Annotated in this window: 14 protein-coding genes, 1 tRNA gene and 1 pseudogene; 10 read left to right on the top strand and 6 right to left on the bottom strand. The window is 43.0% G+C overall.

Annotated elements, in window-relative coordinates; genetic code table 11:
- Positions 1-300: 300 nt before the first annotated feature.
- A pseudogene (locus tag LGZ99_RS05510) lies at positions 301-861 on the bottom strand (tyrosine-type recombinase/integrase); the annotation flags it as partial.
- A gap of 164 nt (positions 862-1,025) precedes the next feature.
- A tRNA-Leu gene (locus LGZ99_RS05505) sits at positions 1,026-1,110 on the bottom strand.
- 500 nt (positions 1,111-1,610) lie between these two features.
- Between LGZ99_RS05505 and ampH the strand changes: the two genes are divergently transcribed.
- The gene (gene ampH / locus LGZ99_RS05500; protein ID WP_262978912.1) at positions 1,611-2,828 is read left to right on the top strand and encodes a D-alanyl-D-alanine-carboxypeptidase/endopeptidase AmpH; all 1,218 of its coding nucleotides are present in this window, start codon (positions 1,611-1,613) and stop codon (positions 2,826-2,828) included.
- 110 nt (positions 2,829-2,938) lie between these two features.
- Here the strand turns inward: ampH and lptG are convergent, their stop codons facing one another.
- Positions 2,939-4,015 carry an LPS export ABC transporter permease LptG gene (lptG, locus tag LGZ99_RS05495; RefSeq protein ID WP_036841329.1) on the bottom strand — a complete coding sequence of 359 codons (1,077 nt, stop codon included), beginning with the start codon at positions 4,013-4,015 and terminating at the stop codon, positions 2,939-2,941.
- Positions 4,015-5,115, bottom strand: a complete 1,101-nt coding sequence (gene lptF, locus LGZ99_RS05490) for an LPS export ABC transporter permease LptF (protein ID WP_036841327.1) — start codon at positions 5,113-5,115, stop codon at positions 4,015-4,017. Before lptF ends, lptG begins: the two co-directional genes overlap by 1 nt.
- Positions 5,116-5,405: 290 nt before the next feature.
- On the opposite strand from lptF, the gene pepA reads away from it, so the two are divergent.
- The 7 genes from pepA (at position 5,406) to LGZ99_RS05455 (ending at position 14,072) form a co-directional block, all read left to right on the top strand.
- On the top strand, positions 5,406-6,926 hold the full coding sequence (gene pepA, locus LGZ99_RS05485) for a leucyl aminopeptidase (protein WP_021324945.1): 1,521 nt from the start codon (positions 5,406-5,408) through the stop codon (positions 6,924-6,926).
- A gap of 62 nt (positions 6,927-6,988) precedes the next feature.
- Complete coding sequence (locus tag LGZ99_RS05480; protein ID WP_036841326.1) at positions 6,989-7,438, top strand: DNA polymerase III subunit chi; 450 nt, start codon at positions 6,989-6,991, stop codon at positions 7,436-7,438.
- A 13-nt stretch (positions 7,439-7,451) separates the two neighbouring features.
- The gene (locus LGZ99_RS05475; RefSeq protein WP_262978911.1) at positions 7,452-10,349 is read left to right on the top strand and encodes a valine--tRNA ligase; all 2,898 of its coding nucleotides are present in this window, start codon (positions 7,452-7,454) and stop codon (positions 10,347-10,349) included.
- Between the two features lie 365 nt (positions 10,350-10,714).
- Positions 10,715-11,488 (top strand): amino acid ABC transporter substrate-binding protein, encoded by a 774-nt coding sequence (locus LGZ99_RS05470; RefSeq protein WP_262978910.1) that lies wholly within the window; start codon positions 10,715-10,717, stop codon positions 11,486-11,488.
- Between the two features lie 274 nt (positions 11,489-11,762).
- Positions 11,763-12,464: an amino acid ABC transporter permease gene (locus tag LGZ99_RS05465; RefSeq protein ID WP_021324943.1), complete on the top strand. Its 702-nt coding sequence runs from the start codon at positions 11,763-11,765 to the stop codon at positions 12,462-12,464.
- Entirely contained in the window at positions 12,442-13,206 is a 765-nt protein-coding gene (locus LGZ99_RS05460; RefSeq protein ID WP_023046167.1) for an amino acid ABC transporter ATP-binding protein, read from the top strand. The genes LGZ99_RS05465 and LGZ99_RS05460 overlap by 23 nt, the downstream gene beginning before the upstream one ends.
- A gap of 92 nt (positions 13,207-13,298) precedes the next feature.
- Positions 13,299-14,072 carry an amino acid ABC transporter substrate-binding protein gene (locus LGZ99_RS05455; RefSeq protein WP_021324942.1) on the top strand — a complete coding sequence of 258 codons (774 nt, stop codon included), beginning with the start codon at positions 13,299-13,301 and terminating at the stop codon, positions 14,070-14,072.
- Positions 14,073-14,114: 42 nt separating this feature from the next.
- Here LGZ99_RS05455 and LGZ99_RS05450 read toward each other — a convergent pair whose 3' ends face one another.
- Complete coding sequence (locus tag LGZ99_RS05450; protein ID WP_051225607.1) at positions 14,115-14,501, bottom strand: hypothetical protein; 387 nt, start codon at positions 14,499-14,501, stop codon at positions 14,115-14,117.
- A 792-nt stretch (positions 14,502-15,293) separates the two neighbouring features.
- Between LGZ99_RS05450 and LGZ99_RS05445 the strand changes: the two genes are divergently transcribed.
- On the top strand, positions 15,294-15,497 hold the full coding sequence (locus LGZ99_RS05445) for a hypothetical protein (RefSeq protein WP_021324940.1): 204 nt from the start codon (positions 15,294-15,296) through the stop codon (positions 15,495-15,497).
- 115 nt (positions 15,498-15,612) lie between these two features.
- Here LGZ99_RS05445 and rraB read toward each other — a convergent pair whose 3' ends face one another.
- Positions 15,613-16,029: a ribonuclease E inhibitor RraB gene (rraB, locus tag LGZ99_RS05440; protein WP_023045479.1), complete on the bottom strand. Its 417-nt coding sequence runs from the start codon at positions 16,027-16,029 to the stop codon at positions 15,613-15,615.
- Between the two features lie 164 nt (positions 16,030-16,193).
- Between rraB and argF the strand changes: the two genes are divergently transcribed.
- Positions 16,194-17,210, top strand: a complete 1,017-nt coding sequence (gene argF, locus LGZ99_RS05435) for an ornithine carbamoyltransferase (RefSeq protein ID WP_023045478.1) — start codon at positions 16,194-16,196, stop codon at positions 17,208-17,210.
- Positions 17,211-17,337 lie beyond the last annotated feature (127 nt).

Genomic DNA, 17,337 nt, shown 5'->3' with positions numbered 1-17,337 from the left:
AGGTTCAAGTTCAACTAAAATCATAGCTAAATGCATTCCAATCATTTTCATTTGGTTAGGCATTTCATTCTGTACTGTGCATTATGATAAAGGTGTTAACCCCATTTTAATGAGTGCAGAATATACCGCCTAGCTGTGCGGAATTGGTTACCTTGCTACAGATTTAAAGGAAAAATGGGTAAATTGAATAAATTACAGTCATATTTATGACGTTAGTTGTGTAAAAATTTTTCAATAGATGAAACACAATTGTCGCTTCATTTATCGAGCGGATAGGCGAAATTTATCGCGCGCGGCATCAGGATTACTATCGATAATGTCATTTTGTACGGCATAGCGCATGATAGCAGTTACCCGCTGCTGAAGCCGTTGAGCTACATCATGCTTTCCTGCATCATCCACCATTCGGATAGGTGCTAATAGATGACTAGTCTTTAACTGACGGATATCAACTTTACCAATATGAGGAAAGATGTATTGTCCAAGGCTGCGCAGTACACGCGCCCGGTTATAGTCACCCCACCGCTTATTACTGGAGTGCCATTTCCTGGCAATAGTTTCAAAATTGAATTCTCCTGATGCCTCAGCTTGTGTCTCTTTCTGTGTTGCTTTGGGATCTATACCATTAGCTATCAGTTTTTTAGCCTCATCACGTTTAGCTCTGGCATCAGCAAGAGAAATTACCGGGTAAACCCCAAATGCTAACCTGTCTTCTTTTTTATCAGTAGGTCGGCGGTATTTCATACGCCAGTATTTTGAACCTCGCGGAGTAATTTCCAGATACAACCCGCCACCATCAGCGAGTTTATAGGCTTTATCTTTTGGCTTTGCTGTCTCTATTTGCCTGGCATTGAGTTTCATGTTGGGGGCACATTATTAATCGAATCGGAAGATGCCCCCAATTATGCCCCCACAGATATGTGGATTGCCACGGACGATGATAGACCTTGATAGACTATTTTATTTGATTTATAAGGAGTTTTCTTAGGTAAGTGGACTTTGATGAACTGCTATGAACATAGTCATGGTGCCGAAGGCCGGACTCGAACCGGCACACCCGAAGGCGGTTGATTTTGAATCAACTGCGTCTACCGATTTCGCCACTTCGGCACTGAAGTAGTATGCGGAGAACGGGGGCCATTATACCTGTCAGTGATCTGTTAGCAATAGTTATCCTACTGATTCAGTTTAAGTGTCGAAAAAAAGATCATTTTCATCTATTCCATGCAAATTCACGTTCAATTCTTAAACACAAAAGCCCCAAGCAAGTATAAAGCATACTCAGCAATATCTTTTCAGCCTGAAATTAATCTTCCTACTCAGCACCAGTTCACAACCGGATAAACACCCTAAAACAGTTTTATATCACCATAGTTGGCTGAAACACCTGACGCCGATAGACAACTTATAATCACCTTATATAATCTGGATGATAATTCACTATGAGGTAAATGGTTATGACGATTATTAGCTGGATTGGTGCTGGTATCTTTTTGGGCATTATCATTGGCGCGTTGATGATGCTGTTTAAAAAGAATAAGTAACCGTATTTTGATATCTCTATCCTGTCCGTGAGTTCACTGGAAGTATGCCTGATTGGTTAATTCAAAATGAATAGACAGTTTTTTAAGATCTTACCTGTTTCTGCCATGGTGTTGGCTCTCGCAGCTTGTTCTTCTTCCGATAAAACCTATTCACCAAAGTTTCTGCAATCAAAGAAACAACCATTGAAATGGGAGGTGTTTGAAGGAAACGCGAGAACTAAAAAGCTAGCTTCGCAATTGGTTGATCAGTACGCGCAGGATATTTTCAATGGCAGCAATGCCCGAGGCATGGCAATGGTGGTGATTGATAATAATCAGGCGGTTTACCGCAGTTTCGGTGAAACCCGTCCGGGAAACGGCATCCGTCCTAAGCCCGATTCAGTTATCCGCATCGCCTCACTGACTAAGCTGATGACCAGTGAGATTATGATCAAGCTGGAAGAGGATAAGGTTCTGCGTTCCACCGATCCATTGCAGGATTACAGCTATTATGGCGTGAGTGTGCCTCAATACAGCCCTCTTCAGCCTATCCGGTTGTTCCACCTGGCAAGCCATACCAGTGGTTTACCTCGTGAACAGCCGGGAGGTCAATGGAGACGCCCTGTTTTTGTCTGGCCTACACAAGCCAATCGCTGGACTTGGTTGAAAACAGCTCAATTAGATGTATCTCCAAGCATAACTGTATCCTATTCCAATCTGGCTTACGATTTATTAGCGGATGCGCTCGCTAAGGCCTCAGGTAAACCATATACCCGCCTGTTGCACGATAAGATCACCGGCCCTTATTACATGAAAGACACGACACTGACACCAAGCCGCTCTCAGTGCGCCCGTCTGATGGAAAGTGATAAATCCAGCCCATGCCTTAATACTGTTGCAGCAGCGGGTAGTGGTGGAATTTATTCAACGCCAAGAGATATGCAACGCTGGATGCAGCAGTTTTTGTCATCAGACAGTCAGTTACGTAAGCAGACCGCCAGCCGCGAGCAGGGAGTTTATTTTAAGCGTTCCGCTCTGGCTTCAATTAAAGGGATGGATGTTGCCGGTCAGGCAGATGGCATCGGCCTTGGCTGGGTTTACATGAACTCACGTGGTGATGTACCGGGCATTTATCAGAAAACCGGTGGCGGCGGTGTGTTCAATACGTATATGGCAATGATCCCCGAGCAAAATATCGGAGTATTTGTGGTGATTACCCGGAAGCAACGCAGTAAGTTCAGCAGTGTAACGACCGGGGTTAATCAACTGGTAACTGCATTGTCGAGGAATCACAAACAAGTTTGAATCCGAGTTTTATAAATCGAGATACCTGGGATGGAGTTTCCCGCTTAGTTCTCCATCCCTGCTGTTCCTCTAATATCTGGTTCCATCACCCACACCGCGATTGCTAAAAGTTACTGTCTCTTAAGCAGTAAATAAACACTCACAGTAAGGAACAGAAAACTTGGTAGCAGCGCTGCCAAAACTGCCGGCATACTGTAAACCAGACTCAGTGGGCCAAAGATCTCGTTGAGGACATAAAATAAGAAGCCAAAGCTGATCCCCGTTACTATCTTAACACCCATCGGTACGGTACGCAGCGGCCCGAAGATGAAAGAGAGCGCCATCAACATCATTACCGCAACTGAAAGTGGGGCAAAGATCTTTTTCCACATATTCAGTTGATAACGCCCTGACTCCTGCTCACTCTGTTTGAGATACTTGATGTACTGATACAAGCCACTGATGGAAAGTGCGTCAGGATCGAGCGCGACAACACCCAATTTTTGTGGTGTCAGCCGGGTTTTCCAGTCACCAGAGATACTCTGTGATCCCGTGATTTTTTTGCTGTCTGTCAGGTCAGATTCTTCCACTTGGGAAAGCTTCCACAAGTCACTATCTTCATCATAAACAGCACTGGCAGCATACTTTACAGAGAGTAGTTTTTTTTCATCGTCAAAATGATAGATATTAACGCCTTTAATCTCTGTATCACTCGTTAACTGCTGGATATAGATAAAATCAGCCCCGTCTTTCGCCCACATGCCTTTGGTTGTTGAAACCAAAGAACCACCAAATATCTTCTGAGCCCGGTAGTTACGTGCCATCTGTTCACCTTGTGGCGCAACCCATTCACCAATAACCATAGTCAGGATCACCAGCGGAATTGCCGTTTTCATGACTGAGCCAGCAACCTGCATACGAGTAAAACCAGAAGCCTGCATAACCACCAGCTCGCTGCGGGTTGCCAGCGTGCCAAGCCCCAGTAAAGCCCCAAGTAAAGCTGCCATCGGGAAGAATATCTGAATATCTTTCGGCACACTCAGCAAAGCATAAAGACCAGCGGAAAGAGTGGTATATTCCCCCCGCCCCACTCTTCTCAACTCGTCAACAAACTTAATAATGCCGGAGAGTGATACCAGCATAAATAGTGTCATCAGAATGGTTTGTAGAATAGTCCGCCCAATATAACGATCCAATACACCAAACATCAGGCTACTCCTCTACCTTTGAAACGGGTCCGAATCCTGCGCATCGGTACGGTATCCCAAGTATTGAGAATCAGCGCCAGCATCAGATAAGCCCCGTTAACCGTCCACATCCAAATCATCGGATCCAATTTGCCCTTGCTACCGTTAGAACGCAGGGAGCTTTGCAGTAAGAAGAAGATCAGGTAAAGCAGCATTGCAGGCAACATGCTGAGTACCCGGCCCTGACGTGGGTTCACCACACTTAACGGTACAACCATCATGGTCATAATCAATACCGAGAGCACCAGGGTCAAGCGCCAATGGAACTCAGCGCGGGAATCTTTATCATCATTTTGCCATAACTGAGTCATGGACTTTTGTTCAATTTTATCACCATCTACAGTCGAAGCCTGATGCCCAACAACCGCTTGATAATCATTGAATTCGGTAATTCTGAAATCCCGCAGCATTGCGGTACCTTCGTAACGGGTACCGTGGTTAAGGACAACCATCTGTTTACCATCAGGCCGTTCCACCATATGACCGCCATCCGAGATCACAACTGAAGGGCGCTGGTTATCAACCGGACGAAGCTGGGCAAGAAATACGTTTTCGAATTTGTCGCCGTGCACGTTGCCAATATAGAGCACCAAGTTGCCGTTATTGGAAGGTTTGAATCTTCCTTCCATTATCGCCGCCAGGCTTGGGTTAGCCCTGGCGTCAGCCAGCACATGTTCCTGATATATTGAGGACCACGGCATTGCCCAAATGACATTCACCGCCGCCAGCGCGGAAGTCAACAACGCAAGGATAAATGCCGAAACCACCAACACGCGTTTGCCCAAGCCACACGCATGCATAACAGTAATTTCACTTTCAGTATAGAGTTTGCTGAAAGTCATCAACACCCCAAGAAAAAGACTCAGGGGTAAAATAAGCTGCGCCATTTCAGGCACACCTAGTCCTAACAAGGATAAAACCAAATTTGCCGGGACGTTTCCTTCCACTGCTGCACCCAGAATTTCTACTAATTTTTGACAGAAAAAAATCAGTAAAAGGATAAAGAGTATCGCAACTTGGCTTTTCAGGGTTTCCCGTACCAGATATCTAATGATGATCACGCTTATTACGCCTGTGAAAACTTGTCTTTTTGCAGGAAAATGGCTAACTTCATTGTATATCTACTATTTATTATATGCATCAGTTTGGCTTCCCTATTGCTAAAATGTTCTCGAAGCATTTCATATTTATTTAGGTTCCCAATCAGAACATACTTAAATAGTTAGCTAAACAATTATAAATAGTACGTTTAGCTTAACATAAGTAGTTAGCTTTCTATGGGGTAGATTAATGCGGAACGCTATATTTTAACGATAGCGTCCGTCTTTGTCTTTAAGATTCAGGAGAACGCATGGAATTTAGTGTAAAAAGCGGTAGCCCGGAGAAACAGCGCAGTGCGTGTATCATTGTCGGCGTTTTCGAACCCCGCCGCCTTTCCCCTATTGCCGAACAGCTCGATAAAATAAGTGATGGTTATATCAGCGCCTTGCTGCGCCGTGGTGAACTGGAAGGCAAAGTTGGTCAATCTCTGCTGCTGCATCATGTTCCCAATGTGTTATCTGAACGTATTTTGCTCATCGGATGCGGTAAAGAGCGCGAACTGGATGAGCGTCAGTATAAACAGATTGTCCAGAAAACGATCAACACTCTTAATGAAACAGGTTCAATGGAAGCGGTCTGTTTCTTAACAGAGTTGCATGTTAAAGGCCGTAATAATTACTGGAAAGTGCGCCAGGCGGTAGAAACAGCAAAAGAGTCTCTCTATGTTTTCGACCAGCTTAAAAGTAATAAAAATGAGTTGCGCCGGCCACTGCGTAAAATGGTCTTCAATGTTCCGACTCGCCGGGAGCTGACTAGCGGTGAACGTGCAATTCAACACGGTCTTGCTATTGCTGCCGGTATCAAAGCGACCAAAGATCTTGGCAATATGCCGCCAAATATCTGTAACGCAGCTTACTTGGCCTCTCAGGCACGCCAACTCGCAGATTCTGCCAATAGTCACATTACAACCAAAGTCATTGGTGAAGAGCAGATGAAAGAGCTGGGAATGAACGCCTATCTAGCTGTTGGTCAGGGTTCTCAGAATGAATCACTGATGTCAGTCATGGAATATAAAGGCAGTCCGGATAAAAATGCCAAACCCATTATCCTGGTTGGCAAGGGCCTGACTTTTGACTCCGGTGGTATTTCAATCAAATCTGCGGGTGGCATGGATGAGATGAAATACGATATGTGTGGTGCTGCAACAGTTTATGGTGTTATGCGTGTGGTTGCTGAATTGCAATTACCACTCAATGTTATCGGTGTCATGGCAGGCTGTGAGAATATGCCCGGGGGCCGTGCTTACCGCCCAGGAGATATTTTAACCACCCTATCTGGTCAGACTGTCGAAGTGCTCAATACTGATGCAGAAGGCCGGCTGGTTCTGTGTGATACATTAACTTACGTTGAACGTTTTGATCCGGAACTGGTCATTGATATCGCCACGCTGACTGGTGCTTGCATCACTGCTCTGGGTAATCATTACAGTGGATTGCTATCCAACCATAATCCACTGGCTCATGAGCTGCTAAATGCTTCTGAACAATCAGGTGATCGCGCATGGCGCTTGCCAATGACCGATGAGTTTTTTGAACAAATCGATTCTAATTTCGCTGATCTGGCAAATACCGGTGGCAGTGGGGGTGGTGCGATTACCGCGGCCTGCTTCCTATCCCGCTTCGCCACAAAATATCACTGGGCACATCTGGATATCGCCGGTACTGCATGGCGTTCAGGTAAAGCAAAAGGCGCAACAGGCCGCCCAGTTGCATTACTGTCGCAATTCCTGTTAAATCGTGCAGGCAATGCCGGTATCAATAACGACGATTGATTTGATCTCCCCCGCTTATTAAAGGGCATTTACAATGCCCTTTTTTCGTAACAGAGACATTAATGAAAAGTGCCACGTTTTATTTACTGGAACAGCCATCACTGCAAGAGGATTTGCAGGCTCACGAATGGCTGGCATGTCAACTTGCGGCTGACCAATGGCGAGCAGGAAAGCGGGTGCTGATTGCCTGTGAAGATCAACAACAGGCCGAAAAGTTAGATGAAGCTTTATGGCAACGGGAGCCTCATCAGTTCGTCCCGCATAACCTCGCGGGTGAAGGGCCAAGATATGGCGCTCCAGTTGAGTTATGTTGGCCACAAAAACGGGGAAATGCACCCCGTGATATCCTGATAAATCTGCTGCCGCACTTTGCAGACTTTGCCACCGCTTTCCATGAAGTGATAGACTTCGTTCCTATAGATGAAAATTTGAAACAGTTGGCGCGTGAACGATATAAAACATATCGCAGCGTCGGCTTTAATTTGACCATGGCAACGCCGCCAACATACTAAGTATCAAGATAAAATGGAAAAAACACCCGCTAACCAAACGCAATCCGAGCCATCTCTCGATAAAACTTACAATCCTAAAGAAATTGAGCAGCCTCTTTATACCCATTGGGAGAAAAGTGGTTATTTCAAACCTAATGGTGACACCAGCCGCGAAAGCTTCTGTATTGTTATCCCGCCACCAAATGTGACTGGCAGTCTTCATATGGGCCATGCGTTCCAGCAAACCATTATGGATACGATGATCCGTTATCAGCGGATGCAGGGTAAAAACACCTTGTGGCAATCCGGCACTGACCATGCAGGTATTGCTACTCAAATGGTAGTTGAACGTAAGATCGCAGCAGAAGAAGGCAAAACCCGTCACGATTATGGCCGCGATGCTTTTATCGATAAAATCTGGCAGTGGAAAGCAGAGTCTGGCGGCACGATTACCAATCAGATGCGCCGTCTGGGTAACTCTGTTGACTGGGAGCGTGAACGTTTTACCATGGATGAAGGTCTGTCCAACGCCGTAAAAGAAGCTTTTGTTCGTTTATATAAAGAAAACCTGATTTACCGGGGCAAACGTCTGGTTAACTGGGACCCGAAACTGCACACTGCAATTTCTGATCTGGAAGTTGAAAACCGGGAAGTTAAAGGTTCTATGTGGCATCTGCGTTATCCGCTGGCTGACGGCGTAACAACAGCAGAAGGTAAAGATTATCTGATCGTTGCAACTACCCGGCCTGAAACTATGCTGGGCGATACCGGCGTAGCCGTTAACCCGGAAGATCCGCGTTATAAGGATTTAATCGGCAAAGAGATCATTCTGCCATTGGTTAACCGCCGCATTCCTATTATCGGTGATGAACACGCGGATATGGAAAAAGGCACCGGTTGCGTGAAAATCACACCTGCCCATGACTTCAATGACTATGAAGTGGGTAAACGCCATGCTCTGCCAATGATCAACATCATGACACTTGATGGCAATATCCGTAATGAAGCAGAAGTTTTCGATACCAATGGTGAGATTTCTGATGTTTACCGTTCTGATATTCCGGTTGAATACCGGGGCATGGAACGTTTTGCCGCCCGTAAAGCGATGGTTGCTGAGTTTGAAAAACTGGGTCTGCTGGTCGAAATCAAAGCTCATGATCTGACCGTTCCTTATGGCGATCGTGGCGGTGTGGTTATTGAGCCAATGTTGACTGATCAGTGGTATGTCCGTACAGCACCTCTGGCGAAAGTGGCTATCGAAGCCGTTGAAAATGGCGATATCCAGTTCGTACCTAAGCAGTATGAAAATATGTATTACTCTTGGATGCACGACATTCAAGACTGGTGTATCTCCCGTCAATTGTGGTGGGGCCACCGTATTCCGGCGTGGTATGACGCTGAAGGTAATGTCTATGTAGGCCGCAACGAAGAAGAAGTACGTCGTGAAAATAATCTGGGTACAGATGTCGCCCTAAACCAAGATGAAGATGTCCTGGATACTTGGTTCTCTTCCGGTCTATGGACTTTTTCTACTCTTGGCTGGCCTGAACAAACTGAAGCACTGAAGACTTTCCATCCAACGGACGTGTTGGTGAGTGGCTTTGATATCATCTTCTTCTGGATTGCCCGTATGATCATGATGACCATGCATTTCATCAAAGATGACAATGGCAAACCTCAGGTTCCATTTAAGACCGTCTACATGACTGGCCTTATCCGGGATGACGAAGGCCAGAAAATGTCCAAATCCAAAGGGAATGTGATTGACCCGCTGGATATGGTTGACGGTATTTCCCTGGAAGATCTGCTGAAAAAACGTACCGGCAATATGATGCAGCCACAACTGGCTGAAAAAATCCGTAAGCGCACAGAGAAGCAATTCCCGGCGGGTATTGAATCTCACGGTACCGATGCCCTGCGCTTTACACTGGCGGCATTGGCCTCTACAGGTCGTGATATCAACTGGGACATGAAGCGTCTGCAAGGTTACCGTAATTTCTGTAACAAACTGTGGAACGCCAGCCGTTTTGTTCTGATGAATACGGAAGGTCAGGATTGCGGCCAAAATGGCGGCGAAATGGTGCTGTCACTGGCTGATCGCTGGATCCTGGCTGAATTTAACCAGACAGTAAAAGCTTATCGTGAAGCACTGGATACCTATCGTTTTGATATGGCTGCCAATATTCTTTATGAGTTCACCTGGAATCAGTTCTGTGACTGGTATCTGGAGCTGTCTAAACCCGCGATCAACAAAGGTTCAGAAGCAGAAGTTCGTGGTGCCCGTCATACTTTGGTTGAAGTTCTGGAAGGGTTATTGCGTCTGGCTCATCCTATTATTCCATTTATCACCGAAACCATTTGGCAGCGGGTGAAAATAGTTAAGGGGATTGAAGCAGATACCATTATGTTGCAACCGTTCCCAGAATTTGATCAGGCGAAAGCGGATGAATTGGCCCTGACCGATCTGGAATGGATTAAAGAAGCGATTATTGCAGTACGTAATATTCGTGCTGAAATGAACATCGCGCCAGGCAAACCATTGGAAGTTCTGCTGCGTAATGCTGATGCTGGCGCGCAACGTCGTGTGGCAGAAAATCTGAATTTTATTCAGGCAATGGGCCGCCTCTCTTCTGTCACTATTCTGTCTGCGGGTGAAAAAGCTCCGGTTTCTGTGACCAAGCTGATTAATGGTGCAGAAGTGTTAATCCCAATGGCGGGCTTAGTCGATAAACAAGCCGAGTTGAGCCGTTTGGATAAAGAGATTGAGAAGCTGGATAAAGAGATTGGCAGCATTGAAGGTAAACTGTCGAATGAAGGCTTTGTCAGCCGTGCTCCTGAAGCCGTTGTTACTAAAGAGCGTGAACGCCTGGCAACCTGTAATGCATCAAAAGAGAAGCTGTTAGCTCAGAAGGAAACCATTGCTGCGCTGTAATATTCTCAACAAGTAAATTTTCATCAAAGCCACTGCAATTCGTTGTCAGTGGCTTTTTAATTCAAAACGTGAACAATAAAACTGATAAGAAAGTGTAAATTCAGCCCCATTCTATATAAACACTCTCAAATATATTGAAAATAATAACATCTATTTCATTAATAAGGATACATATAATAAATATTTATTTTATTGATTTTTTCACATTTATATATCTGAAATTAAGATATGATATAATTTTATTTTATATATAAATCATTAAATTTCTCACATTATATCTGGAATAAAATCACACAAATAAATATATTATTAACAGTAAAACATCAAATTATAATTTAATAACTCTAATAATCTGGAGAAATAAAATGAAAATAATTTTTACCCTGTTATTGGCAAGTACTGTTCAATTCGGTCTTGTACCTTCTGCCAATGCAGAATCAACGCTTGATAAAATTCAATCCACCGGCATATTCAGAATTGCAACTGAAGGGGCTTATCCTCCCTTTACCTATCGCGACGCGTCAGGTTCTTTGACGGGTTTTGATGTCGATATCGGTCGTGAAATTGCCCATCGGTTAAATGTCAAACCGACATTTATCGAAGGAAAATGGGATGGTCTTATTGCCGGGCTGGATGCCGGACGTTCCGACGCTGTTATTAATCAAATTGCAATTACCCCAGAACGCCAGAAAAAATATGATTTTTCTATTCCATATATCACATCTCAAGCCGTACTTATCACCAACAAAAATAACAACAGCATAAAAACATTCAGCGATTTGCAAGGCAAAACCTCAGCACATACTCTGACCAACAACTTCGCTCAGATAGCGAGAAATAATGGCGCGGAAATCATCGGTACGAATGGATTTAGCCAGGAAATCGAACTGGTCAGTACCGGCAGAGCCGATGCCACTATCAACGATAGTCTCTCTTATCTGGACTATAAGAAGCACAAGCCAAATGCACCGGTGAAAATTGTTGCGTCTGATCCAAACGCAGGGCAGACAGCAATTTTACTCCGCCAAGGCGAATCAGAGCTAAAAACGGCTATTGATAAAGCAATCGTTGATATCAAAGCCGATGGCACCTATCAACGCATCTGGGCTCAATATTTCGGCAACAATACTCCCGGATAAGGGAAGCATACCTTACTCAAATACACCAGTTCCCTCAACGTTGGATACAAATTCTGACCAGGGAACTTTATCGTTAATCCAGTTGAATTGAAGAATCAGGGAATATTTTCATCAAACATGAAATAGATTGATTTATACAAATTCTTTGTTATATCTAAAATGACAATATGATATAACTTTATTTTATATATATAAACTCCCAGCTTGCCATATGATATTTAAAACAATCTCATAAAAATAAATATATTTTTATATTACACAATAGGGAAAGTATATGGAGCCCTCCTGGTTTAATTTAGTACTCGATTCTTTTTGGCCTATGCTTTATGCAGGCTTTACTTTCACTATTCCTCTGACGCTTATTACCTTTACTCTTGGTATTATACTTGGGTTTATCGTTGCACTAATCCGGCTTTACGGGCCAAAACCGCTTATTGCTGTCGTCAAATTCTACGTATGGCTGATCCGTGGTACACCGTTACTTGTACAACTGTTTCTAATTTTTTATGCCTTACCCAGCGTCGGCATTACGCTGGGCGCATTTACCTCAGCCGTTATTGGTTTCACTCTGAATGTTGGCGCTTATACATCTGAGGTGATTCGCGCCACTTTATTGTCTGTACCAAAAGGACAATGGGAAGCGGCTTATTCTATTGGTATGAGCTGGACACAATCATTACGCCGGATCATTCTGCCTCAGGCCGCGAGAATCGCCATTCCTCCACTCTCAAACACATTTATTTCACTGGTAAAAGATACTTCATTAGCCTCAGTCATTACCGTACCGGAGCTTTTCCTTGCTGCACAACGTATTGCTGCGGTGACTTATCAACCCCTCATTCTTTATACCGAGGCTGCAATACTTTATCTGATAATCAGTTCAGTATTGTCATCATTGCAAACCCGTCTGGAAAAGAAGTTCTCACAACAGAGTGATACAAAGGAATTAAAAGATGATTCAGCTCTCCGGCATTGAAAAAAGTTTTGACGGACAAAAGGTCCTGAAAAATATCGATCTTACCATTGAGGAAGGCAGTCTTACCGCCCTGATTGGCCCATCAGGAAGTGGCAAAAGCACGCTGTTACGCTGCATCAACTTATTAGAAATTCCCCAGGCCGGGAAGCTGCAAATCGGCAATGAAAGTATAACCTTCATCGGTAAAGAGCGCATTGCTCATAAGGATATACAACGGATCCGCCAACAAACCGGCATGGTGTTTCAAAATTTTCAGCTTTTCCCTCATCTGACGGTGATTGAAAACATTATGGAAGGGCTTATTTGGGTGCAGAAATGGTCGCCTGAAAAGGCTAAAAAGCGAGCGCTTGAGCTACTGGAAAAGGTTGGCATGTCACACAAAGCCGATGTCTTGCCTGCCACGCTATCCGGTGGTCAGCAACAGCGTGTAGCAATTGCCAGGGCGCTGGCGCCTTCGCCCAAAGTATTATTGTGTGATGAGCCAACTTCTGCGCTTGATCCGGAATTATCGCTGGAAGTGGTTGCTGTATTGAAACAGTTGGCTAAAGAAGGAACGACGATGTTGATGGCGACACACGATCTGCGTCTGGCAGCCAATCTTGCCTACAACGTCATATTTTTAGAATCTGGCGAAATTATTGAATCGGGGACGTCGAAAACGATTTTTACCCGTGCCCTCAAGCAGCGGACAGTTGAATTTGTTTCAACTTTAACGAATACCTTACCGGATTGGGAGATATAACCCACCGTTAAAAACACCTTGCCGTAATTGCGCTTTGAATTCATCAAGTCAATTACGATTAAATAAATTTTCTGACAGTTTGGAGAAATAAAATGAAAGCATTCCTTACCGTATTATTGGCTGGCGTCATTCAATTTGGCATTGCATATTCTGCCAGTGCAGAGTCTGGTCTTGATAACATTAAATCAGCCGGCGTGTTTAAAATCGCTACCGAAGGAACCTATCCGCCATTTACCTATCACGATGCTTCAGGAACCTTAACCGGCTTTGATGTTGATATTGGTCGCGAAATCGCACGCCGTCTGAATGTCAAAGCGGAATTCACCGAAGGAAAATGGGATGGGCTTATTGCCGGACTTGATGCCAAACGCTATGACGCGGTACTCAATCAAGTCGCTATTACGCCAGAGCGTAAAAAGAAATATGACTTTTCCGCGCCCTACATTATCTCTAAAGCCGTACTTATCACCCGCAAAAATAATGACAGTATTAAAACGTTCAACGACCTGAAAGGTAAAACATCAAGCCACAGCTTGACCAGCAATTACGCTCAGTTAGCAAAACGTCACGGCGCAGAAATCGTCCCTACTGAAGGATTTAATCAGTCAATTGATTTGGTTGCTACAGGCAGAGCCGATGCTACTATCAACGATAATCTCTCCTATCTGGATTTCAAGAAACACAAACCTAATGCACCGGTAAAAATTGTCGCAACTGAACCCAATGGTGATCAGGTCGGTATTCTAATCCGCAAAGGCGAACCAGAATTACAAGCTGCTATCGATAAAGCGTTAACCGATATCAAAGCTGATGGCACTTATTTGCGTATTTCTACTCAATATTTTGGCACCGATGTTTCTAAATAAGAGAATAACCGCCTCTTTTTGCAAGAGGCGGTTTTTTCTTAATTAAATTATTTTGAATTTCAATACTTGATTATTATCTATATAGAAACGAAAAATTTTATTTCCTCCTCCTGAACTTGGACCGTCTATATTCTTTGCATTTGCATAACTAAAATCCTCTCCTTTATAATATTTCATTTGATCCTTATGAGGAGGATTCCAATAATCTTGGAAAATCCAAATAATCGCGGTTCTTGGTTCATCCACTATCGTTATACGGATAGCCTTATTACTCTCCTCTTGATTGCCAATCCATGGCACCTTAATGTTACTTATCAATTCAGAATTAGCGTTAATAGTATGAGTCCTACCATTATTTTGACCTTCCACAATGTAGATTCTCCTAGAAGTATCATTAATAATTTTCCTAATATGAGTTACACTAGCCATTTGATACACCTTTTTAAGTTAATGTTATTTTCCTGAGGTAATTAATGTTAATATATATGATATTACTATTAACTTACTAATATAGAGTAAAATCATGCCAAACAATATCAATGTGTTAGAAAAACCAATTATAAAACTGAATTATTTTCTTCGATTAATAAATTGGAATTCTTTACATCCTTTACCAACACCTATATTATAGACAATGACAATAATTAATATCAATTTATTTCATATCAGAGAATTAATATAAAGAACCACCAAGGTGCCTTATATACTTTATTTAAACATACGAAAATAAATCTGCAATATCAAAAACATACTCAATGATAAAACATATATTCAACATATACCCAAAAACAACTTTAAATTAATTCCATTCAATATCATTTATTTTCATATAAAAACATAATATAAATAAAAATATTTACTTATATTATTACCAAAAAAATATAATATTTACTATCCATAAAAAATTTCAATGAAAATAATTTCCCTGTTCTTATACCATTCTATTTCTATCTATTGAAATATTAATTCCCATGCTGTCAATTTCAAAAATTATCACACGATTCTGTTAAAGATTTATTCATTCCGTAGTAAAGTCTCAAGTTGCTATTATCAAGTTGCCAAAACAAATTGAAACACCACAAGGAACTAAAATATAAGTCGTTACAATTCTACAATTAACCGAAATACCCCATCTGCCAGTGTCCTAAATAATACTGAGAGAAATAAGCAGCAAACACCGAATACCATACAACAGCAATTACACCACATCCAGTGGCTAAAGTGGCATTAAAAGGCCTGTCTCTGGCATGGAAAGTGACCGGCGTTGTTCATACCGCAGAAGAGTTAGGAGAACTCGCAGAAAAACATAAAGATCTGGTTTCTAATGAGCTGGGACAAGAATTAAAGCGGGAAGTCACTGAGGCAAACCAAATCAGGAGAGGGACGATTCTTTCAAAGGTCAGAGAACATGGTTCGATAAAATAATCCACTAAAATACAATAGTCCTTATTCGCAAAAGCATATAAGGACTATTTTATTTTGAATCACATGCACCAGCCACGACCAAGGCTAACACAAGATTTATAACGAACTGATTTTATTAATGAAGTCTGGTCTCACCCTGCTCTGGCAAATCATCTTCGCCGTCTTCATCTTGCTCATCAGGATCTTCGAAATAAGTGCCCCAGCCGTCATAATTGACACCCATCTTCTGAGCCAGATTTACCAGTTGTTCAACCTGAGCATCGATCAATTCAGCATTCAACCCACATTCGCTGATGACATCACAACACATCAGAATAGAACCATCTTCGATTTCCAATTCTTCCGCGTCAGTCACTTCATAACCCAGCTTAAAGGCTTCAACTGCCGCCTTTTCCAACAGATTAAAATCTTCCGCAGAAAAGTGGTGTTCAATGGCATAAAGCGCATCTGGATCACTACCATCTTCCAGTAATTCTTCAATAATCAGGCGCGTTTCTTCGCGTTGTTCTTCTAAGTCTTTTTGATTTGCCATACCCAATACCCTCAATCAGTTGGCCGTCCCAACGTTCATTCTCCCACACCACAAGCAGGCTAACCACTGTTTACATCAAAGAAATCTAATGCGGAGTTGAAATTGAATTTTTATAGATATAAATTGAATTTAAATGCAAGAAATAAATGTGGAGATATACAACAATGAATCCATTCTATCAACGTAATTTCCTAAGGCTGCTTGATTTTTCCTCAGCAGAAATCCATATCTTCCTAAAACTGGCGGCTGAATTAAAATCGACTAAAAAATCCGGCACAGAAAAAGCCTGGCTAACAGGTAAAAATATTGTGCTGATTTTTGAAAAAGACTCCACCCGCACCCGATGTTCATTTGAAGTAGCCGCTTACGATCAGGGGGCAAATATCACCTATCTTGGTTCCAGTGGTAGCCAGATTGGTCATAAAGAATCAATTAAGGATACCGCCCGTATACTTGGCCGCATGTATGACGGTATTCAATATCGCGGCTATGCTCAGAAAGTGGTTGAAGCCCTGGCAGAATATGCAGATGTTCCTGTATGGAATGGGCTGACGGATGAATTTCACCCTACTCAGTTACTGGCAGATTTGCTGACTATTCAGGAGCATCAACCAGAGAAACCACTGTCAGAAATCAAATTCGCCTACTTGGGGGATGCCCGTAACAATATGGGTAATACCATGTTGGAAGCCGCGGCATTGACAGGCATGGATGTTCGGTTAATTGCTCCTGAACAGTACTGGCCAGATGCAACACTGGTTGCTGAATGTCAAAAACTGGCCGAAAAAACAGGCGGGAAAATTACGCTAACCGAAAATGTCCCTGAGGGGGTTAAAGACGCTGATTTTCTTTATACCGATGTCTGGGTTTCTATGGGAGAACCAAAAGAAGTTTGGCAACAACGGGTTAACCTGTTGAAACCTTATCAGGTGAATATGGATGTAGTGAAAATGACAGGCAACCCACAGGTAAAATTCCTGCACTGCCTGCCCGCATTCCATGATGAAGAAACGACGTTAGGCAAGCAACTCGCCGCTGAATTTAATATGTATGGAGGGCTGGAAGTCACCAATGAAGTTTTTGAATCAGAGCATAGCATTGTATTTGATCAAGCAGAAAATCGTCTGCATACCATTAAAGCGGTAATGGTAGCGACACTGGCAAGTGATCTTAAAATCTAGTCACTTATGATATCCGCGGGGATATGTCCGTAAAGAGGTGCTCCTGCCAATATCATTTTTCTTCAGGCAAACGCTTGCTGTGAGATTTTTCACGAGTATAATGCGCCACAATTTGCCGGGAGAAATT

The sequence above is a fragment of the Photorhabdus temperata genome (genome assembly GCF_025384845.1).
Classification (GTDB): Bacteria; Pseudomonadota; Gammaproteobacteria; order Enterobacterales; family Enterobacteriaceae; genus Photorhabdus; species Photorhabdus temperata.
The sequence above is the reverse complement of the archived record's forward strand: the minus strand, read 5'-3'. Positions and strand labels throughout refer to the sequence as shown.